Below are 19,531 nucleotides of genomic sequence, written 5' to 3' on the forward strand. Positions count from 1 at the left end.
TGTGTATGAAACAGGCAGGCAGAGTAGCGGCGCTGCCAAGGTCGGGGCAAGCCGACCTTCGGCCCGTCACCGTCGGCGGTTAACATTGGCACATTCATCACAAGGGCTGGACCATGGATCCGATTCTGCTCGGCAAAGGCATCACCGACGATGTGGCTGTCACCCTGCTGCCGAAACTCGGCAACCGCCATGGGCTGGTCGCCGGCGCCACCGGCACCGGCAAGACCGTGACCCTGATGACCCTGGCCGAGGGCTTCTCGCGGATCGGGGTACCGGTGTTCCTGGCCGATGTGAAGGGCGATGTCTCCGGCCTGGCCGTGCCGGGCACCGGCGCCGAGAACCTGCTCAAGCGCGCGGCCGAGATCGGCGTGAGCGACTATGCCCCGGCCGCCAGCCCCACCGTGTTCTGGGACCTGTACGGCAAGCTCGGCCACCCGGTTCGCACCACCGTGAGCGAGATGGGCCCGACCCTGCTGGCCCGCATCCTGGAATTGAACGACACCCAGGCCGGCGTGCTCGACATCGTGTTCAAGCTGGCCGACGACCGCGGCCTGCTGCTGCTGGACATGGACGACCTGCGCGCCCTGCTCGGCCTGGTGGCCGAGGAGCGCAAGGACATCTCCACCGAGTACGGCCTGGTCAGTGCGCAGTCGGTGGCCGCCATCCAGCGCGCCCTGCTGCGGCTGGCGCAGGACGGCGGCGAGCATTTCTTCGGCGAACCGGCGCTGGAACTGGCCGACATCATGCGGGTCAACCATGACGGCCGCGGTGTCATCGGCATCCTTGCCGCCGACCAGCTGGTGCTCAAGCCCAAGCTGTACTCCACGTTCCTGCTGTGGCTGTTGTCGGAGCTGTTCGAGCAGCTGCCCGAAGTGGGCGACCTCGACAAGCCGAAGCTGGTCTTCATTTTCGACGAAGCGCACCTGCTGTTCGACGATGCACCGCCCGCTCTGGTACAGCGCATCGAACAGGTGGTGCGGCTGATCCGTTCCAAGGGCGTGGGCGTGTACTTCTGCTCGCAGTTCCCGGACGACGTGCCGGCCAACATCCTTGGCCAGCTCGGCAACCGGGTACAGCACGCGCTGCGCGCATTCACCCCGCGCGACCAGAAGGCGGTGAAGACCGCCGCCGAGACCTTCGTGCCGAACCCGAAGCTGGATGTGGTGAAGGTGCTCAGCCAGCTCGGTACCGGCGAAGCGCTGGTCTCCACGCTGCAGGACAAGGGCGTGCCGATGCCGGTGCAGCAGACGATGATCGCGCCACCCCGCTGCCGCATGGGACCGGTCACCGACACCGAACGTACGCAGGTGCGTGCCGGCAGCCCGGTCGGCACGCGCTACGACACTGCCGTCAACCGCGAATCGGCAGCCGAACTGCTGGCGCAGCGCGCGCAGAAGGCCGTCGAGAAAACCGATGCGCCGGCCGCACGCAGCCGTGAGCAGGACGAGGCGCAGGAAGGCGGTTTCGGGCAGTCGATCAAGGACGCCATTTTCGGTACCAAGCGCCGCCAGGGCATGATCGAGACGATGGCCAAGCAGACCACGCGTACGGTCGGCACCAAGCTGGGCAACCAGATCGTGCGCGGCATCCTCGGTGGCATCTTCGGCGGCAAGCGCTGAGAGCCCCCGGCAGTTCCTTTGCGGCGCGCCGGCGACGGCGCGCCGTAGTTGTTTCATTCCGCACGAGAATCCGCATTACATGTCGCGTTGGCGTCCCCCCGCAGAAAAGAGCACCGCGCTGATCACCGCCGCCGGCCATGCACGCCTGAAAACCGAGCTGGATGAGTTGTGGCGGGTGCGTCGACCCGAGGTGGTCAAGGCACTGGCGGCGGCCGCGGCCGAAGGCGATCGCTCGGAGAATGCCGAATACACCTACCGCAAGAAGCAGCTGGGCGAGATCGATCGTCGCGTGCGCTACCTGACCAAGCGCCTGGAATCGCTGCGCGTGGTCGACACCACGCCGACTGATCCGCAAGCCGTGTTCTTCGGTGCGTGGGTTGAGCTGGAGAACGTGGACAGCGGGCAGACCAGCCGCTACCGCATCGTCGGGCCGGATGAGACCGATGCGGGGCTGGGCTGGATCAGCATCGATTCGCCCTTGGCGCGGGCCTTGTTGAAGAAGCGCCTGGATGATGAGTTTTCAGTGGAACTACCCAGTGGCAACCACACCTTTGCGGTGATCGGTGTGGAGTACGAGACCGCGGCCAACGGCTGAGCCTGTGGCGGGCAGCGGCGCTCAGCCGGGCATGGGCCCGGTTCTACAGAAGCGGCGGCGGATAGCGGCGCCCTTCGCGCAGCGGACGGAAGTAATCGTCGTTCGCGTAAAAGGCTGGCGCCTGGTCGGTGTGCCAGCCGGGAATACCCGCCAATGGCAGCGGACGCAGTTCCAAGGGATCGAGCAGCACCCTGCCCTCCTCGATGGCGCGCGCGACCGTGTCGATGCAGCCCGCATCGTCATCGCCCTGCAGCACCACGCATTTGCCGACCAGCAGCCGGCCCGGCAGCAGCGCCTGTTCCATCAAGGCATGACCGAATACCGCGGCGATGGCGATCCGTCCTGACTGCCAATGGATCGGCTGGAACAGCACGCGCCACTGGTGAGCATCCCAGGCTGCAAGCAATGCCGGGTCGCGCACGCGTACCACCACGCCGGTTTCATCGAACTGGGTCAGCGCGGCCTGCGCGCGGTTGCGCTGTCCTGCGGCCATGCCCTCGATGTGCCGGCATTGCTGCGCGTTGAGTGCGCACTTGATCGGCAGGTAGCGTGCCCAGACCAGGGCGTTGAACAGGTCGTGCCAGTTGCCCGCGCGGGTTGCGATGCGCCCTTCGGCAATGCGCGTTTCGTAGTGCAGGCCGTCGGCCAGCAACGCCGCATCCTGTTCAACAACGCGCTTGCCCGGCAGCGCCAGGCGCGCGTCCAGATCGACCACGCGTGGCCAGTCCGCTGCCGTCAGCAGATCACCGAACCCGGCGATACCGGCAAACAGCGGATGATCGAAGGCAGCCCTGTCCACCGCCGCACGCAGCGGCGGCACGAAGCGGCGGGGGCCGCCATCAGCAGCCTCCGCCCCGGTCACAGCACCTTGAGGTCGAATGCCGGGCGCGTGGTCGGCGGCAGTGCGTCGCCGTAGAGATCGTGCTCGTCGCTCTCGGTGATTTCCACGTCGACGAACTCACCCACGCGCAACGCCACCTGGTCTGCGTTCTGGATATGCACCAGGCCGTCGATCTCCGGCGCATCGGCCTTGGAACGGGCCACCGCGATATCGCCTTCGATGGCATCGACCAGGCATTGCTGCACCGTGCCGATCTTGGCTTCCAGACGCGAAGCCGAAATCTGCGCCTGGTTCTCCATGAAGCGCGCCAGTCGTTCCTGCTTCACTTCTTCCGGCACCGGGTCCGGCAGGTTGTTGGCCGTAGCGCCCTCCACCGGTGAGTAGGCGAACGCACCGACGCGGTCCAGCTGCGCTTCGTCCAGGAAGGACAGCAGCTCTTCGAACTCGGCCTCGGTCTCGCCCGGGAAACCGACGATGAAGGTCGAACGCACGGTGATGTCCGGTGCGATGCGGCGCCAGTTCTGCACCCGCTCCAGGGTCTTCTCGACCGCGCCGGGGCGCTTCATCAGGCGCAGGATGCGCGGGCTGGCGTGCTGGAACGGGATGTCCAGATACGGCAGGATCCGGTTCTCGGCCATCAGCGGCACCACGTCATCGACGTGCGGATACGGATAGACGTAGTGCATGCGCACCCACGCATCCAGTTCGGACAGGCCTTCGCACAGCGCCTTCAGGCGGGTCTGGTAGGCCTTGTCGCGCCACATCTTCTCGGCGTACTTCACATCCACGCCGTAGGCAGAGGTGTCCTGCGAAACCACCAGCAGTTCGCGCACACCGCCGCGCACCAGGCGCTCGGCTTCGCGCAGCACCTCGTCCACGGGACGCGAGACCAGCTTGCCGCGCATCGACGGAATGATGCAGAAGCTGCAGTGGTGGTTGCAGCCTTCGGAAATCTTCAGGTATGCGTAGTGGCGCGGGGTCAGCTTGATGCCGTAGTCCGGCACCAGATCCACGAACGGGTCGTGCTTGGGCGGCAGCGCCGCATGCACTGCTTCCATCACGCTCTGGTAATCCTGCGGCCCGGACACCGCCAGCACGTTCGGGTACGCCTCGCGGATCTGCTCCGGGCGCTTGCCCAGACAGCCGGTGACGATGACCTTGCCGTTCTGGTTCATCGCCTCGCCGATGGCATCCAGCGATTCGGTCACCGCCGAATCGATGAAGCCACAGGTGTTGACCACCACCACGTCGGCCGAATCATAGGACGGGACGATGTCGTAGCCTTCCGAGCGCAGCTGGGTGAGGATGCGCTCGGAATCGACGAGGGCCTTCGGGCAGCCAAGGCTGACGAAGCCGACTTTGGGGTTCAGCTGGGACATGGAATCGCGGGACTCTGGGGGCCTGGGCCCCTGCCGGCATGGCAGGGGGACCTGGGGGCCGGGGCCTGAAAGGGCGCCAGTATACCGGGGTTGGGCCACGGTCCCTGAACTGCCGCGACAGTCCCTTCTCCGCCCCAGGCCGAGCTTTCAGGGCAAGGCGACGGGCAATTCGTCCACTTCCACCGGCTCGAACCGGTATAGAGCGCCGAACTTCAGGGCATAGGCATCGGCCGGCGCTACCGGAATCACCATCTGCGGCAGAACCGCCTCCCCCTCCGCACGGAAGTGCAGGTTGACCACGCCGGGCTGCTCCACGGCGCGGGTAAGCAGGACAAGTCGGGCATTGAATTTCATGAGAACTCCAGGAAAAAAAGCGGCCGCTTTCACCGGCGGCCGATACGGTTGAAACCCGCGGCACCTGCCGGGGACGGCAGGCACCGTGTCACCACACACCCATACGCACGCGCAGGCGTCCGGCCTCGTCGAAGACACGCCAGTTGCCGTCGCTGTACTCGGTACGCCGGCCGCCGCCCGGTGCGCTGACGCTGAACGCATCGGCCACCACGTCGAAGCGCGAGACCTGTCCATTGGAGGCCAGCTGCACGCCCCCCACCCTGCCGTCGGCGCGGACATTGACCGACCACTGCGCGGATGACTCGGTGCCACCGGCCGACCAGGTCGGCGGCGTGGTTGCTGCCGCATCCACCTGGCTGAGCATCGGGCGGAACATCCAGAAATAAGGCGTGTCCTCACCGGTACCGATCACGATGACGCGGAAGCGCGCGGATGCCGTATTAGCGGGCGCCTGCGTTATCAGGAATGGCCGCGACACCCTGTCCAGCGTGATTGGGATTCCCGTGTTGTTGCGGACGCCCGGACTGTGTACAAGCCCAAGGTGGTTACCGGACGCATCGAAGAACGTCAGCTCCAGCTTGACCTCCACTCGATGGGCATTGATCCATGCAGAGGCGCAGTACGTCTTGCCACCCTCGATGGCGATGTCGTACTCGGTACCCCACCAAGCCATCGCACCAGCGGCCAGAACACCACCCGTGACAGATCCGAGCCCGAATATGCCCTTCGGATGCCAATTGTCATCACCGGTGGGATTGCCCAGCTCGGACCAGCGTGCGCCGGGATTGCTTCCCCAGCCCCAACCCGAGCGCTGCCAGAACGGGAAGGTGGTGTTCATCAGCAGGTTGCCGCCCGATCCGAGGTTCTTGACCTGCGCCTGCATGCTGGTAACCACCGCCGCATCCGCCTTGCCGCCCAACGATGCCTGCACGCCATCCACGCGCCCGGACAGCGCCGTCATCTGCGTTCCCTGCTGGCTCACTTGGCTTTTCAGCTGCGAGAAGCCGCTGGCCGATACATCCCCCACCTGGGTCTTGAGCTGGGTCAGGTCACGTGCGGTGGTGTCCAGCTTGCTGCCCTGCTGCGCAACGGACGTGCTGAGCCCGCTGATCGCCGAGGCATTGGCATCATTGGCCAACTGATCGGTGATGTCGTACACCTGCACGCTGTCCACGCGTACCTGGCCGTTGTCCGGATAGGCGTACACATTCAGCCGCCACGCATCGATGCCGCTGTTGAACGCATCGAAATCAAACGTGCGGGTCTCGAATGCCTCCACAGCGAACACGGCACGCAGGTCCTGGTTGGACTGCTGCCCGGCGACGCTCCTGCGATACATCCGCACCATCAGGTTGTTCGCCCCACCTGCGCCACAGGCACGTACGACCACGCGCAATCGACGTGCACCATTGATTGGCACCCACTTGCCGCCATTGGGCTGCAGTGTTGGATTCACACTGGTATATCGATTGAGCAGCACGCCCGGACGGCCGTCGCCATTGACCGTGCTCCACACTGCACCGTTGGCGGCTGCCGATGCGGTCCAGCCTCCCAGGCCCTCTGCGAAATCGGGATTGGGCAGCAGACCGCTGCCGGTGTTGAGTACGCCCTTCAGCCCGCTGGACAGGTCGGTGAGCTGCTGTGCCTGCGCATCGACCTTCGCCCCCTGCTGATCCACCTTCGTGGTCAGCGCAGTCACCGCCGTTGCGTTGGCAGCGGCGCTCTGCTGGGCAGCGTAGGCATCGGTGACATCGATCATGCGGATGTCATCAACCTGGACGCGCACCCCCACTTCCCGTGTGCCGTTTCCACCCGGGATGCTGACGAGCATCCGCCACTTCGCGGCAGAGACCGCCGTATTCATGTAGCCGCTGACCTTGGTCCACCCATCCTTGCGCAGGGAGGCAAGGGCGTAGGCCTGCAATGGCCACGAGCTTTCCGCGTTGGCTTCGTTCGTGGTCTGCCAGCCCACCCTGATGGAGCCTCCGGTCGGCTGGATGCTGTCCGGATGCAGGCGCGCGTAGTACTCCACGTAGATGCGACGATTGCCGGTGATTGGGGTCCACTGGCCAACGTACATGTCCGCATTCGTGTTCGGGCTGGTGTTGGCTGCGACATTCACATCCAGGCCACGCTCACCGGTCCGGCGCGCATCGGTGCGGGCGGTGTAGATCGTGCCCGCCGCACTACCCAGCAGTTGGCCGTCCTGGAAGGTTTCGAACGCCCCCAGCGGGAACAGGCTGTCGCTTCCGTTGAGAACCGACTGCACATCCGACTGCAGCTTGACCACATTGGCCGCACTGCTGGTGATGCGGTCGCCAAGCTGCACCACGTCGGTGCGCAGGTTGGAGATCGCCGTGGCATTACCTGCGATGTCCTGTGCATCGGTGATGTCATAGAGCTCGACGCGGTCGAACAACACCTTGCCATTCGCATTGGTCAGGTGCACCTGCGGCATCACTTCATTGCGATCCAGCCCAGCCGACCACTCCGCTGTGTAGGTTCTCCAGGCACCGTCGGTCAGGTTCAGTGTCACGTCCGCATGGCTTTCGCCAACACCCGTGGTGCGCACCCTCAGGCGGCATACCAGCGTCGCCGTTGCGCCATCAAAGGCGCGGGCGATCATCACCATCCGGTACCGGCGTGACTTGCCGGCAGCCACCGGCAGCCACCGGGAGTCATTGGCTGTGATTACCGGGTTCTGGCCGGCCTGCGGGCCGTGCGTCATCAACAACGCATCGCCGCCTTGGCCAGAGGCCTTAACCCATTCCACGGTGTTTGCCGGCAGCGTGCGGGTCAACGTCCACCACGCGGCACTGCCGGCGAAGGTGCTGTTGCGCAGCAGGTTGTCATTGCTCACCACGGAGGTATCGATCCGTGCACCCAGGCTGGTGATGCTGTCTGCCGCAGATGCCAGGTCGGTACCGAGCTTGCCCACGTCGGTGCGCAGCCCGGTCAGCGCTTCGGCATTGGCCCGCGACGCACGATCCAGCGCCGACGAGTCCTGCGATCCGGTCGGTACACCATTGAGCAGGGTGATGGTCATTTCCACCCATAGGCCAACGCGGCTGGCATCCAGCGGGGGCGGAGACAGGATCTGCCTGCCGCCACCGGCGCCACTCTTCCTGCGCCCGACCATCACCAGCATCCGTCCGCCGGAAAGCGCCGCAAGGTTCTCCTGCGAAAGACCGGCATCAAGCAGGCGGGTGCGCAGGCCGATGGTGTCGGCGTTGGTGCCGCTGCTGATCGCCCCCACCGCGTCCGACGTATAGGCGATGAAGTACTGGTTGTCCTTCAGGGTTTCGTCGTACCAGGAGTTGAAACGGGCCGATTCAGCTTGCAGATTGCCGTACGTGTCGAATACGGCGGTACTGCTGATGCTGTTGTCCGCATTGATCACCCCTACCCGCAGGCCGCGGTTGGCGCCCATGCCGGCCACGATGCTGCCGTTGGCGCGATACACACCCGATGCCCGCGGACCGCCGGTGGGCCAGGCGTTGATGTGCGCATTGGCAATGATGTTGTAAGCCACCATGTTGCCGATACCGGACGCCAGGCGTGTCACATCCTCGGCAGCGGTCGTCAGCCTGCCATCGATCTGCTCCACCTTGGTCGACAGACCCGTGATCGCCGAGGCATTCGCATCGGCGTCAGTCACTTCCTCCACCCACAGGTCATCCAGCCACAGCGTGCCGGCCGTGCCGTTGCGATTGATCGTGACCTTGATGCCCTGCACCGTGCCGGAGGACGGCAGGTTCACGAAGGTCTCGGTCTTCACCCAATCCACGGACCTGGGGAACGACGCTGTCGCAGCCGCCATCAGGTTGCCGTTCTGGTCGCCAATACGCAGCTTGGTATTGTCGGCCGTGCCGTCGAAGTCCTCGCTGGTCCGCGTCCAGCAGGAAACGCGATAGCGGCGGCCAGCGGTCAGAGCGATGACACGCCCTTCGTTGACCGCCGCGCTGACCACCGCGTTGCTGCCCCCTGCATAGGGCGCGGCTTTCCAGCACAGGGTGTTGCCACGCCCCTCGCGCACCACCGACGCAGCCGTCGTATTGAAGAATGTCCAACCTTCGGAGGCCAGGTTGAAGTCACCATTGAGCGCCAGGTTGCTGCCTGCGCCCATCACCGCCTCCATGCGGCTCTTCAGCTGGACCAGGTCCTGGCTGCTGGTGGTGACCTTGCCATCGAGTTGCCCCACTTCCGTCTTCAGCGCATTGAAGGCACTGGAGCCAACCTTGTCGCCCATCGTAGCGTCCAGGCTGTCCACACGCCTCCCCAGCGCGGTATCGGCGGTGACCATTGCCTGCTGCAGGCTGCTGACGCTGGCATTGGTCGCCAGCGCGCCGGTACCTGCTGGCATGCGTGCCTGCAGTGCCTGGATCGATTGTGCGTTGACCTGGTCGCCGCTGAGCCGCGCGGACTTCTCCGCCGCGATCAGGCCCTGGCTGACGCCCGCCAGATCGCTTCCTTCGTAACTGCCTCGCAGTTGCACGCCGAGCGTCTCTCGACGGCTGGCCTCGCTGGAATCGGCCGCGATGCGTGCACTGGCTTCGTCCTGCAGCATGGCCACCGACGCGCCCGGTGTCGGTCGGCCGATCGCCACCCAGTCCAGCAGGAAGTAGTGGGCATCGGTCTGCGCCTTGGACAGATCCAGGCGGATCTGGTCGACCACGGTACCGTTCCACGGAATGTTGTCCACATCCAGCGTCGCGATGCCATTGCTGTCATAGCCCGGCTCTGCGAACTGCACCATGCGAGCGTTGTCCCACGACTGGCCGGGGCCGTTCCACAGCAGCCGGCCGTCCCAGGCAGGACTACCCACTTTGCGGATACGCAGCTTGACGAAGCGGTGCGCCGCGCCCTGGACGTCCTGGCCGCGCGGGCTGGCCACGAAGGCATCGCTGGCATGGTTGGCCGGACGCAACCAGCCATCCACCAACGTTGGACTGCCGCCGTTCGCGCCCCAACCTTCCACGCTGTTGTCGAAGTACCAGATGCGCTTGCTGTCGAACTGCACACCACTGCCTGCCGACAGCTGGCTCACCATCCGCGTGAGATTCTCGACATCCGACCGGCGCTCGCTGGTTTCGCGGGTCACCGCCGTGGTCAGCTCGGTGCGGGTATTCAGATCACCTGCAGCGCGGTCCAGCACTTCGCGCGCCAGGCCATCGGTGCCTGCCTTGATCGCCAGCGCCTGCTGGTCGAGCCTTTCGGCCTGCCCGGCAAGCCGTTCGGCCCCGGCCGTGATCTGTTCCTGCAGGCGCAGCGATTCGCTGCGCAGTGCTTCGGCCGCCTGGGTGGCATTGGCCAGGTCGTTGTCGATGCGGGCAGTGATTTCCTTGCCCAGATCCTGCTTGACCGACTCCACCACGCCACCGATCCCCTCCAGCGTCTGCCCGACGTTGCGGCCGAGCGAACGTCGCAGGTAGCGGGCGGCCGTCGAGAGTACACCCGAGGTGTTGCGACTGCGGCAGGCAAAGGTCCAACTGCCCGACGCCGGCAGCACCGCTTCGATCGCAGCAGTGAAGAAGCCACCTGCATCGCCGAGCGGGGTCATCTGCTCCCAAAGCGGGTTGTCGATGCTGCCCGCGGTGTAGCGGATCTCCACACCAGCGAAGTCGGCCGACTGCACCGTATCGCTGAAGAAGCCCCATACGTAGCGACGCACGCCGCCACTGAGCTCCTCGATGTCGAACAGGTCGACCAGGACAGGCGGCGCGTCAGCGCCCAACGTCGTGTATTGGGCAGACACCGCCACGCCGGCGCGTCCCTCCGGACTGTACGGACGCACGACGATGGGATAGGTACCCGCGCCGGGGATCGACCAGCTTGCCGAGCGCGTCGTGGTACGTGCGACTTCCTCCAAAGCGGCATTGCCGTCTGGATCGGACAACACCAGCGTGTCACCCACCGGCCCGCTGATGTCGAAGCTGGCCTGCAGTTCGGTATGGACGCTGCCGCCCTGACTGACCTGCCGTTCGATCACTTTCAGGTTGCTGGCGATGGGGCGGGTCTGCAGCGACGATTCGTTCGACGGCGGTACGTACTGGCCGGTGCGCACGTAGTGCCAGAACGCAGGCCCTTCCTGCACCACGTCCACTGACGCACCCTTGAGGTCGCCCTCCGGACGGATGCCGGTCACGCGCACGCGTGTACCCGGCGTCTGTTTGAAATCATAGATCCAGATGGTGTCGTGCGCAGGATTGGTCTCGCTGCTGCCAGGCAGCGACGCGTCGGCCGGCCACGGGTCCGCCAACACCAGGGTGTCGCTCGGCTCGCTGCCAGGTACCACGCGCAGTACGCGGTAGACGCGCTCGCCCGGGACGCGCAGGCCAATGAACGCACTGCCCACCGCGGGCGGCGGCACCGGCTCGTCCAACTGCAGCGTGGTCACACCTTCGGCATCGACCGTGGCGCCGATCAGGCGGCCACCGAAGCCCCACTGGGTCAGGTCGTGCTGCAACGCCAGCACGGACAACCGCGAGTAGGCCAGGTGCTCGATGTCGGTGCTGTAGCTGATCGACTTGTACTGGTAGACGCTCTGCGCCAGATGCCAACGCGCCAGCATCGCGGCGTGGGCTTCGGTGCTGACGCCCTCGCCGGTGATCTTGGCCGGGTTGAGCATCACTTCCACACCCGGTGCCGGCACGCGTAGCGTCGCCGCCTTCCAGGTGCGGCGGTCCAGATAGCTGTACTCGATGCCGTCGGCGGCATTGGCCAGGGTGTAGTCGACCTGGAACTGGCCCTTCTTGATCGTCGCCATGTTGACGACGCCGGAGAGCGGCTGCTCGTCGGCGGCCCATGCCACGCCCAGGCGGCCCTTTGCCCATGTCACCTGGCCGAAGCCGGCCAGGGCGATGGCATCCAGCACCGCCTGGTGGCTGCGTACTTCTGTCAGCCAGTAGTCATAGCCAAGCGCATTGTCTGCGCAATGCAACATGAAGGCCTTCAGGCTTTCAATGTCGATGCGTCGATCCGCCATGCCCAGGCCTGCGATGCGCTTGCCATTTTCGTCGTTGATGCCACGCACGTAGGCCAGAATCTGCGCGCCCGGGTTGCTGGTCTCCTCGGTCACCCAGCCAACCGCATCGCCCTTCCACACCGGGATCGGCCGCGAATGGGCCACGCAGCGGATTTCATCCGGGGTGCCGTTGAGCTGGCCGGAGGCCTTCATCTGCAGGCCGATCGCGGGAATGCCGGCATGGCTGGCATCGTCACGCTGAACGCTGACCAGCGTGGTCCAGGTGAAGTTCGCCTGCGCACCGCTGCCATCGGTGTTCTGTCCAGCCACGCGCACACGCACGTCGTACTGGCCAAGCTCCACATCGCGACCGTAGCTCACCCGACGGGCTTTCTGCGTGCGCCCCACAAGGTTGTAGTTGCCGAACAACTGCCAGTTGGTGGTGCCTACCGGGCGGTACTGGATCTGGAGCTGCTCGCGGTTGTCCTTGTCCTTGCCCTTGGAGGTCGTGTCCCACAGACGGAATTCCACGTTCACCTGCAGGCGCAGCGTCTCGGCCGAACTGGTGCGCTCCACCCACGGGCTGGCCACATGCTTGGCGTCGCTGCCGGTATCCAGCAACAGAGCGCCTTCGATCACATCCGCGTTGCTGTAGAGCGGAATCGCTTCGTCCGGCATCTGCGGGAAGCCTCGGAACCAGGTGCGCACCCCCTCATAGCTGGACAGCGGTGACTCACCGTTCTGCAGGGCCTCGACACGGCCGACATTGATGCCTGGGCTCAGGGTCATGCCGACGAACTGTTCGTCGTCCTCGAACCACGTATAGGGACGGCTGATCAGATCGGGCGCCACGCGCGTGGAGCCGAACAGCAGGCCCAGCGGCTCATAGGCGCGCACGCGGTTGCGAGGCGCAGCCAGCGAATAGGCGGTATCGGCAACGCCACCACCACCGGGCCGGGGAGGCTTCGGGCCCAACACCTTGTTGATCAGCACGCTGCCGGCCACGTACACCGCTGACGCCAGAGCAGTGCCGTAGGTGGCGCTGAGCCCCGCTACCGCGCCCGCACCCCAGGCCGAGCCTGCCACCAGCGTGCCGATGCCGAAGGTGAAGTAGGTCAGCGCGATCATCGCCACCAACGGGATCACCGCTTTGCCGACCACGCTGCGGACTTCGATCAGCTGCCCATGCCGCGGCCGCACCTGCATCCACTGCTCACGCGGGACATCGATACCATCCACGCAGACCTGCCAGGCCTGCCCATCGAGGCCATCGATATGGCGCATGAGGAAGGCGTACAGGCTTTCGCCCGGGCGCAGGTCGACCGGCACGTTGCGCTGGCCATCCAGCAGCACCGGATGCGGGGTGATGATGAGGCGACCGTCGGTCGCCGGTTGTGGGGTCAGTTCCATGCGTAGTATCCCTCGATCCTCAGCCCATATCCGGGCAGGTCACGAACGCGGTGCAGCACGCTGCAGCCGTTCGTTTCATTGCTGTGCAGAACCCAGCCCTCGTGGGCCAGGAAAAAGAAAACCCCGGCATGGCCGGGGTTGTGTTGTCCGCGTTCGATCATCAGTACCAGGTCGCCGTCCTGCGGTGGGCCCTCGCGGGCTACCGCCTGCGCGCGCGACAGCGCGCCCAGTTCGGCCGAGCCGCGCCGCCCGCGCGGGCGCCGTCCGGGCAGCGCCACTTCACGGGCGAACAGCGCCCGCTGCACCTGCACCACCAGGTCGGCGCAGTCGCACGCGGCTTCGTCATAGGGAATGCCCACCCATCGCTCGACGTCGACCAGGCGCATCAGAAGATCCCCGGCAACGTGAACGGATTGGCGTGCAGCAGCACGGCCTGCTGGCGCATCAGGAAATCGACGCCGCACTGGGCGCTGACCGTGCGCGTGTTGACCGATACCTGGGTCATCGGCAGGTCGTACTCGGCCTCGATGGCATCCGGGTTGGCACGGTCGGTCAGCATCAACCGGGCGGTCACCATCTCGCCCGGGGCCAGTGCTTCCAGGTCTTCGGTGAGTGCGCGGCCGATATTGTCGATCACCAGCTGCGCACGCGGAGCCTGCCCGCTGACGTCGTCGGGAAGCTGAAAGCCGAATGGCGCGGCGATGAACTCGCTGCCATTGCTGGTCCAGTTCACGTTGTCGTTGACGATCCGCAGCACTTCCGGCATCGATGGCGCCGACACTTCCAGCAGCATCAGCGGCCCCTGGGTATCAGCCAGGCGCTGGCGACGTTCATGGAACGAGCTCATCGCATGTACTCCAGCACCAGATCACGCTTGGAGAAACGGAACTGGGTGTTGAGCGGCACCAGGCGACCGATCCCCTGCGGAAAGCGGGCGCTGATCGGCTGCCCGGTCCGTGGGTGCTCCATCGTGAACCAGCCGACACGACCGACATCGCGCAGGTACCACTCCTCGAACGCCTCGGCGTCGGCCGCACTGCGGAACTGCACCGAGGCGTACACATTCTTCATCACCCGGCTGTTGAGCGCGCGCATCTTGCTCGGCCCGCGCTCCATGTCGGTCCGCTCTTCGGACGCGACGATCTCCTCGCCATAGTCGGCGAAACGAATCTCTGCATACTCTGGCCAACTGCTCATCCCACTGCCTCCGTCCATCCATATCGGGCCCGTCCAATGGCGCCCAGCTCGCCACCGTTGAGGCTGTCGCCCACGATGTCGATCACCAGTCGCCTCACTTCGCTGCCATCCGGCATGCGCTGGCGTTCTTCCCGGGTGTTGACCCGGCCTTCGCCGTAGTTGTTGATTTCCACGTTCATCCCACCCTCGCCGGCACGGGCGATCGGCACCTGCGCATAGCCTCCGCTTTCGCCGCCGCCCAGGCCGTTGCCGGTTCGCAGCGACGTGCGCAGAGCAAAGAATGCCGATGGGCCGCCGAGTGCCGCCATGTCCTCCTGGCTGAGTACACCTTCACCCTTGTGGACGATGCCGGCCGGTTCGTACTTGCCGCCAGGGCCGGTGTAACCGCCGATGGAAAAGCCGGTGATCTTCGGCCCGAACAACTGCCCGACCGACCTGATCAGTCCACTGACCATCTGTTTGGCTGCCAAGCGCGCCAGATCGGCGATGATCGAGTCGGCCAGGTCGGAGAAGGACAGCTTGCCGGTCTGGGCAAACTTGACCAGGCTTTCTTCCAGCCCCCCCAGGGCATTGCTGAACACGCCGTGGCTCAGCTCGGCAGCGTTGGCGGCAGCGTCGGCGTAGTCCTCGAAGGCCCGCATCGCGCCGTTCTTCCAATCGGACTGGTATGCCTTCTTGCTCTCCTGGAACGCGGCCTCGCGTTGCAGGGACTGCTCATGGAACGCATCGAGCTCGGCCAGCAGGGTCCTGTAGCGCTCCGATTCGATGACCTTGCCGTCTTCACTGCGCGACTCGTCGTCCAACGCACGCTTTCGGTTGTCGCGGTCCTCATCCAGCGCGGAACGGCGTTGCATGCGATCCACGCTCGCTGCGCCATGGCCGATGCCGAACAGTTCCTGGTCGTTGCCGCGCTGCTGTGCCTGCGCCGCCTGCTGGAGCTCCCGCTGCAGCTTCAGCAGGTCCTGCTGGGCCTTCTTCGACGCTTCAGCAGCTGCCGCCTCCTTGGCCAGGGCCACCGCTGCAACCAGCGAGGCCTTCACCCGCAGTTGCTTCTGCTCGCCGAGTTTCTTCTCGGCATGCTCCATCTCGTCAAGGAGGGTGACTTGCAGCTTTTCCGTCTCTGTCATCCCCTCTTTCAGCTTCTGGCGCACTCGGTCCTGGGCCATCTGCTTCTCGATGCGATCCATCAGTGCTGCGTACGCATCGGCCTGTTCATTCACGCCTCTGACCGACTGCTGGGCTGCCTGCTGCTGTTCGCGGAACTGGGCCTTGCGTTCGATGTCGGCCTTCTTGCGTGCGGCGTCCCTGTTGAACTCGGCGCGCTGGGCCGGGTCCATCTTGTCCGGCCCGCCGTTGGCATTTATTTCCGCACCGCGTTCAGCCAACCATGCCGCGTACTCGCCACGGGTTAGACGGATCCACTCGACCTCGTCTCGCCACGCTTCTCCGCGCATGCCACCGAGCATGCCCGAGATCGCCGAACCGGCCTGCAGTGCCTCCCAGCGCGTCAAGCCTACCTCTGCCTTGAGCTGGACCAACGTCTGGATGTCGAGATTGTTGATGGCGTCCTGGACCCTCTTGAACAGCTCTGGATCCATTGAGCCACGGATCTGTTCCTGCAGCTCCTGGAACTGGCGCCGCACCGGATCGGTCTTGCCTTCAAACTCCTTCAAGGCGTCCTGCGCGGCCTTCAGCCCTGCGTAGTCGGCCCCCGCGCTCATGCCGGCGCCCTCCCGCCCCGACTGCTGGCCATAGGCCACGCGCCCTTCCCAATGGGTGACGGCCCCCTCCAGCGCGCGCTTGCGCGCTTCGAGCTCGCGCATGGCCTTTGCCTGCTCATGCAGCGAAGCGACGGCGACATCCATCGGCATGCTGCGATCCCGCAGACCCTTGCCGACTTCATCCATTGTGAACGACATCAGCTTCAGCGATTGCATCTGTTCATTGAACTCGGCACGGGCACGTTCGGATGCCTTGACCATGTCCATGTACGCTTCGCCGAGCTTCTGCACCGACGCGATGGCGATGCCCCATGGGCCGCCTGCAGCAGTCAGCAGGCCGTTGCCAAGCTCCTTCACGCCGCTGCGGAGTACATCTTCCCCGCCTTTTGCGCTTGCCCCTGCCTTTGCCGCCGCGCCTTCAGGTGCGGCATGCACGCGCGCCAGCGCGGCTGCCGTCCGCTCGGCCTCCGCCCGCATTGTCTTGAGATTCTGCGTTGCCAGGCGGCTGGCCTCCGCCATTGCGTTACGGAAGCCCGTCGTATTGACCCGCAGTACTACGTCTAGATTCTGGTTAGTGGACGCCATATGCGTTCCTCCAAGAATGATGAGGGGCCCCGCAGGGCCCCAGGTTCGATTGCATGCCACACCTCGGAGAAGCCATGCCCTGCCCCGCCTGGGATCACGGCGCAGCGTTGCGGCGCGATGCGCTGCCGAACATCTCCAGCAGCTGCTGCGAGCGTTCCTTGGCAGCCTTCTCCGGCGAGGCGCGCGGCCGCACCAGCAGGAAGTCCTCGGCCGTGGTCGCGTTGCCATGCACCTGGGCCAGCACACTGGTCAGCTGCGCAAGCATCCCCTGCAGTGGCTGATCCATCGGTTCCAGCCGTGCGAACGCGTACATCTCCGAGAGCTGGCGGGACGTCACTCCCGCCAACAGGTGGTCCGGATGCGGGAGGCCCAGCCGCCACGCGATCCGGAACTGAAGCCGGCGCTCAGGCCGGCGGATCAGTTTTTTTCCAGCTCTCCCACGGCCGCATCGCCGAGCGCATTGAGCGTCTGCGCGACACGGAACACGCGATCCAGCGCCGCCGCCGATTTCGCGCCCAGCTGGGCCACCTCATGGTCGGAGAACAGGCGCGCCCCCATTTCATCGACCAGGCACAGGCCGACGAAGCGCGCACGGAAGTCATCCACCTTGGGCGTATCACCGCCATAGGTCTCCTGCTCCCAGCGGTCACGGTCGCTGGCCGACATCATCGCCACACGCACATTGCCGCCCCATTCGGGCACGGCGATGTCTTCGTGGCGGCGATCCTGTGCGTCCAGGATCTGCTGCTTGCCCAGCAGCATCACGGGGTGCCGCCGGCAGCAGCGGTGACGATGGCGAAATCACGCGGCAACAGATCGGCGGTGAAGGTCAGCACCTGGTTGGTACCTGGGGCGACGTTGAAGGCTGCGACCTTGGCCACGAAGGTGGCGGCATCGCCGGTGGGCAGCACCATCAGGAAGTGCAGGTCGGCATCCGGATCGGCGTCACGCAGGATTTCCTGGCCCGCCGAGCTGCCCACCGGCCAGCGATGGCCGGACACCTGTACGGCCTGGCCGCCGGACAGACCCGCGATGTTCTCCATCTGCTTCGAACGCAGGTTGGTGGCGTCGAGAGTGTTGGCTTGGCCGCGGCCAAACGGGAAGGCGGTCAGGCCGTCGATTTCGGTATAGCCTGCCGGATTGTTCGGCGCGGTCGGGGCGGTGCCGGCCTTCACGTACAGCGCGGAGTCCTGGGCGGAAATGGCTTGATTGATGGACATGGTGTTGAATCTCCTGGAAATGAAAAAGCCGCCTTGCGGCGGCTGGGTTTCGGGGTTGTCAGGCTCGGGTCGGCCTGGATGTCTTCGTCGCGGTTGGCCCGGCACAGCCGCCTGTTTCCACGTCGCCCTCGGGCAACGCGCAGACAACAAAAAAGCCCCCGGCTCGCGCCGGAGGCTTGTATGTCATCGTGGCTGAAAGCTTAGGCTTCGGGTGTGCACCGGTCAATACGGAAACCGGTACCTGCACCGCCTTGGGAAACCACAGCCAGCCCCACCATAGCCGCCCGATGCGGCACAGCCGCTGACATCGCGCTAACCCTCACAACGTCGACAATACCGTTCTGTTCCCTGCAACGAGGTACACCCCGATGTCCGAATGGATCATCCTGGATACGCATTACGGCCCGGTCCGCGCCTGGCAGGCACTGCCCGAGGGCAAACCCCGCGGCGCGCTGGTGGTGGTGCAGGAGATCTTCGGCGCCAACCCGCATATCCGCGGCGTCGCCGAACGCTTCGCCGCCCAGGGCTACGCCGTGTTGGCCCCCTCGTTCTTCGACCTGGTCGACGGCCCCGAGGCCGACCCCGATGCCCTGCCCTACACCCCCGAGGGCGTGAAGGATGGGCTGGAACGGGTTACCGCGCTGGGCATGGAAAAGGCACTGGAAGTGGTCCGCGCCGCGGCAACCCGGCTGGCCCCGCACGGCAAGGTCGGCACGGTTGGGTACTGCTGGGGTGGCAGCGTCGCCCTGCTGTCCGCGCTGCGCCTGGGCCTGCCCTCGGTGAGCTACTACGGCGCGCGCAACGTGCAGTTCCTGGACGAGACGCCGAAGGCCCCCGTTATGTTCCACTTCGGCGCGCAGGACAAGAGCATCCCGCCGGAGGCGATCCAGGCACACCGTGAGAAGCTGCCGCAGATGGCGACCTACGTCTATCCGGCCGACCATGCCTTCAACCGCGAGGTCGGACATGCGTATGATCCAGACAGCGCCGCCCTGGCGCTGCAACGCACCCTGGACTTCTTCTCGGAGCATCTTGGATGAGCGATTTCGAACTCGATTCACGCCTGGCCACCGATAGCGTACTGGTGGCCGAAGGCCCGTTGTCGCAAGTGCGACTGATGAACGACGAACGATTCCCCTGGCTGGTCCTGGTGCCGCGTCTGGCCGGGGTGACCGAGTGGATCGAGCTGGACGGCGAGCAGCAGGACAAGCTGCGCACCGAGCTCAACCGCGCCTGCAAGGCCCTGCACGGTTCGGACGGGGTGGAGAAGATCAACATCGGCGCGCTGGGCAACATCGTGCGCCAGCTGCATTTCCACGTGATCGGCCGCCACGACGGCGATCCGGCGTGGCCGGGACCGGTCTGGGGCAGTGGCCCGGCGCACCGCTATGAGCCGGCCACGCTGGACCAGCATGTCGCCTACTGGAAGGAACGGCTAGGATATCCAGCCCATTCCTGAGCCAGTGCCGACCCGATGCGATTCAATATCGTCGCCGCCATCCTGCTGATCCTGATCGGCCTGTTCATGCTGGCCAGCAACCTGGGCTGGACCAACCTGAACCTGTCGCGCCTGCTGTTGACCTGGTGGCCGCTCGGCTTGGTGGCCGTAGGCATCGCGATCCTGTTCGGTCGCGGCAAATAAGGTA

16 protein-coding genes are annotated in these 19,531 nt (G+C 65.5%); 5 read left to right on the forward strand and 11 right to left on the reverse strand.

Going from position 1 to position 19,531, the window contains the following annotated elements:
* The first annotated feature begins 113 nt into the window (after positions 1-113).
* Complete coding sequence (locus tag AC1DCU_RS02700; protein WP_025876133.1) at positions 114-1,619, forward strand: helicase HerA-like domain-containing protein; 1,506 nt, start codon at positions 114-116, stop codon at positions 1,617-1,619.
* A 79-nt stretch (positions 1,620-1,698) separates the two neighbouring features.
* Positions 1,699-2,214: a transcription elongation factor GreB gene (gene greB, locus AC1DCU_RS02705; RefSeq protein ID WP_032975018.1), complete on the forward strand. Its 516-nt coding sequence runs from the start codon at positions 1,699-1,701 to the stop codon at positions 2,212-2,214.
* A 43-nt stretch (positions 2,215-2,257) separates the two neighbouring features.
* On the opposite strand, the gene AC1DCU_RS02710 is transcribed toward greB, so the two are convergent.
* The 11 genes from AC1DCU_RS02710 to AC1DCU_RS02760 all read right to left on the reverse strand — a co-directional run bounded on the left by AC1DCU_RS02710 (position 2,258) and on the right by AC1DCU_RS02760 (position 17,885).
* Positions 2,258-3,076: a DUF3025 domain-containing protein gene (locus AC1DCU_RS02710; RefSeq protein WP_032975019.1), complete on the reverse strand. Its 819-nt coding sequence runs from the start codon at positions 3,074-3,076 to the stop codon at positions 2,258-2,260.
* On the reverse strand, positions 3,073-4,434 hold the full coding sequence (rimO, locus tag AC1DCU_RS02715) for a 30S ribosomal protein S12 methylthiotransferase RimO (protein ID WP_442252203.1): 1,362 nt from the start codon (positions 4,432-4,434) through the stop codon (positions 3,073-3,075). The genes AC1DCU_RS02710 and rimO overlap by 4 nt, the downstream gene beginning before the upstream one ends.
* Before the next feature lie 147 nt (positions 4,435-4,581).
* Entirely contained in the window at positions 4,582-4,788 is a 207-nt protein-coding gene (locus tag AC1DCU_RS02720; protein ID WP_032975021.1) for a hypothetical protein, read from the reverse strand.
* Positions 4,789-4,876: 88 nt separating this feature from the next.
* Positions 4,877-13,162 carry a host specificity factor TipJ family phage tail protein gene (locus AC1DCU_RS02725; RefSeq protein ID WP_478013593.1) on the reverse strand — a complete coding sequence of 2,762 codons (8,286 nt, stop codon included), beginning with the start codon at positions 13,160-13,162 and terminating at the stop codon, positions 4,877-4,879.
* Positions 13,153-13,548: a hypothetical protein gene (locus tag AC1DCU_RS02730; protein ID WP_032975023.1), complete on the reverse strand. Its 396-nt coding sequence runs from the start codon at positions 13,546-13,548 to the stop codon at positions 13,153-13,155. The genes AC1DCU_RS02725 and AC1DCU_RS02730 overlap by 10 nt, the downstream gene beginning before the upstream one ends.
* Positions 13,548-14,009: a DUF1833 family protein gene (locus AC1DCU_RS02735; protein ID WP_032975025.1), complete on the reverse strand. Its 462-nt coding sequence runs from the start codon at positions 14,007-14,009 to the stop codon at positions 13,548-13,550. The genes AC1DCU_RS02730 and AC1DCU_RS02735 overlap by 1 nt, the downstream gene beginning before the upstream one ends.
* Complete coding sequence (locus tag AC1DCU_RS02740; RefSeq protein ID WP_032975026.1) at positions 14,006-14,359, reverse strand: hypothetical protein; 354 nt, start codon at positions 14,357-14,359, stop codon at positions 14,006-14,008. The genes AC1DCU_RS02735 and AC1DCU_RS02740 overlap by 4 nt, the downstream gene beginning before the upstream one ends.
* Positions 14,356-16,665 (reverse strand): phage tail tape measure protein, encoded by a 2,310-nt coding sequence (locus AC1DCU_RS02745; RefSeq protein ID WP_032975027.1) that lies wholly within the window; start codon positions 16,663-16,665, stop codon positions 14,356-14,358. The genes AC1DCU_RS02740 and AC1DCU_RS02745 overlap by 4 nt, the downstream gene beginning before the upstream one ends.
* 94 nt (positions 16,666-16,759) lie before the next feature.
* Positions 16,760-17,002, reverse strand: a complete 243-nt coding sequence (locus tag AC1DCU_RS02750; RefSeq protein ID WP_235189890.1) for a phage tail assembly protein T — start codon at positions 17,000-17,002, stop codon at positions 16,760-16,762.
* 80 nt (positions 17,003-17,082) lie between these two features.
* Positions 17,083-17,427, reverse strand: a complete 345-nt coding sequence (locus tag AC1DCU_RS02755) for a hypothetical protein (protein ID WP_032975029.1) — start codon at positions 17,425-17,427, stop codon at positions 17,083-17,085.
* Positions 17,427-17,885, reverse strand: coding sequence for a hypothetical protein (locus tag AC1DCU_RS02760; protein WP_032975030.1), 459 nt, complete (start codon positions 17,883-17,885; stop codon positions 17,427-17,429). The genes AC1DCU_RS02755 and AC1DCU_RS02760 overlap by 1 nt, the downstream gene beginning before the upstream one ends.
* Positions 17,886-18,253: 368 nt before the next feature.
* Here AC1DCU_RS02760 and AC1DCU_RS02765 point away from each other — a divergent pair, with 368 nt between their 5' ends.
* The 3 genes from AC1DCU_RS02765 to AC1DCU_RS02775 are packed head-to-tail and all read left to right on the forward strand — an operon-like array spanning position 18,254 to position 19,527.
* Positions 18,254-18,925 carry a dienelactone hydrolase family protein gene (locus AC1DCU_RS02765; protein ID WP_313115113.1) on the forward strand — a complete coding sequence of 224 codons (672 nt, stop codon included), beginning with the start codon at positions 18,254-18,256 and terminating at the stop codon, positions 18,923-18,925.
* Positions 18,922-19,344: an HIT domain-containing protein gene (locus AC1DCU_RS02770; RefSeq protein ID WP_442252205.1), complete on the forward strand. Its 423-nt coding sequence runs from the start codon at positions 18,922-18,924 to the stop codon at positions 19,342-19,344. The genes AC1DCU_RS02765 and AC1DCU_RS02770 overlap by 4 nt, the downstream gene beginning before the upstream one ends.
* Before the next feature lie 15 nt (positions 19,345-19,359).
* The gene (locus tag AC1DCU_RS02775; protein WP_025876120.1) at positions 19,360-19,527 is read left to right on the forward strand and encodes a LiaI-LiaF-like domain-containing protein; all 168 of its coding nucleotides are present in this window, start codon (positions 19,360-19,362) and stop codon (positions 19,525-19,527) included.
* The last annotated feature ends 4 nt before the right edge of the window (positions 19,528-19,531 follow it).

The organism is Stenotrophomonas sp. 10L48 (assembly GCF_056395105.1).

Bases quoted from the DNA above. Each gene is read 5' to 3' on its own strand.
- AC1DCU_RS02700 (WP_025876133.1), top strand. From the start codon at position 114: ATGGATCCGATTCTGCTCGGCAAAGGCATCACCGACGATGTGGCTGTC.
- greB (WP_032975018.1), top strand. From the start codon at position 1,699: ATGTCGCGTTGGCGTCCCCCCGCAGAAAAGAGCACCGCGCTGATCACC.
- rimO (WP_442252203.1), bottom strand. From the start codon at position 4,434: ATGTCCCAGCTGAACCCCAAAGTCGGCTTCGTCAGCCTTGGCTGCCCG.
- AC1DCU_RS02720 (WP_032975021.1), bottom strand. From the start codon at position 4,788: ATGAAATTCAATGCCCGACTTGTCCTGCTTACCCGCGCCGTGGAGCAG.
- AC1DCU_RS02725 (WP_478013593.1), bottom strand. From the start codon at position 13,162: ATGGAACTGACCCCACAACCGGCGACCGACGGTCGCCTCATCATCACC.
- AC1DCU_RS02730 (WP_032975023.1), bottom strand. From the start codon at position 13,548: ATGCGCCTGGTCGACGTCGAGCGATGGGTGGGCATTCCCTATGACGAA.
- AC1DCU_RS02735 (WP_032975025.1), bottom strand. From the start codon at position 14,009: ATGAGCTCGTTCCATGAACGTCGCCAGCGCCTGGCTGATACCCAGGGG.
- AC1DCU_RS02740 (WP_032975026.1), bottom strand. From the start codon at position 14,359: ATGAGCAGTTGGCCAGAGTATGCAGAGATTCGTTTCGCCGACTATGGC.
- AC1DCU_RS02745 (WP_032975027.1), bottom strand. From the start codon at position 16,665: ATGGCGTCCACTAACCAGAATCTAGACGTAGTACTGCGGGTCAATACG.
- AC1DCU_RS02755 (WP_032975029.1), bottom strand. From the start codon at position 17,427: ATGCTGCTGGGCAAGCAGCAGATCCTGGACGCACAGGATCGCCGCCAC.
- AC1DCU_RS02760 (WP_032975030.1), bottom strand. From the start codon at position 17,885: ATGTCCATCAATCAAGCCATTTCCGCCCAGGACTCCGCGCTGTACGTG.
- AC1DCU_RS02765 (WP_313115113.1), top strand. From the start codon at position 18,254: ATGTCCGAATGGATCATCCTGGATACGCATTACGGCCCGGTCCGCGCC.
- AC1DCU_RS02770 (WP_442252205.1), top strand. From the start codon at position 18,922: ATGAGCGATTTCGAACTCGATTCACGCCTGGCCACCGATAGCGTACTG.
- AC1DCU_RS02775 (WP_025876120.1), top strand. From the start codon at position 19,360: ATGCGATTCAATATCGTCGCCGCCATCCTGCTGATCCTGATCGGCCTG.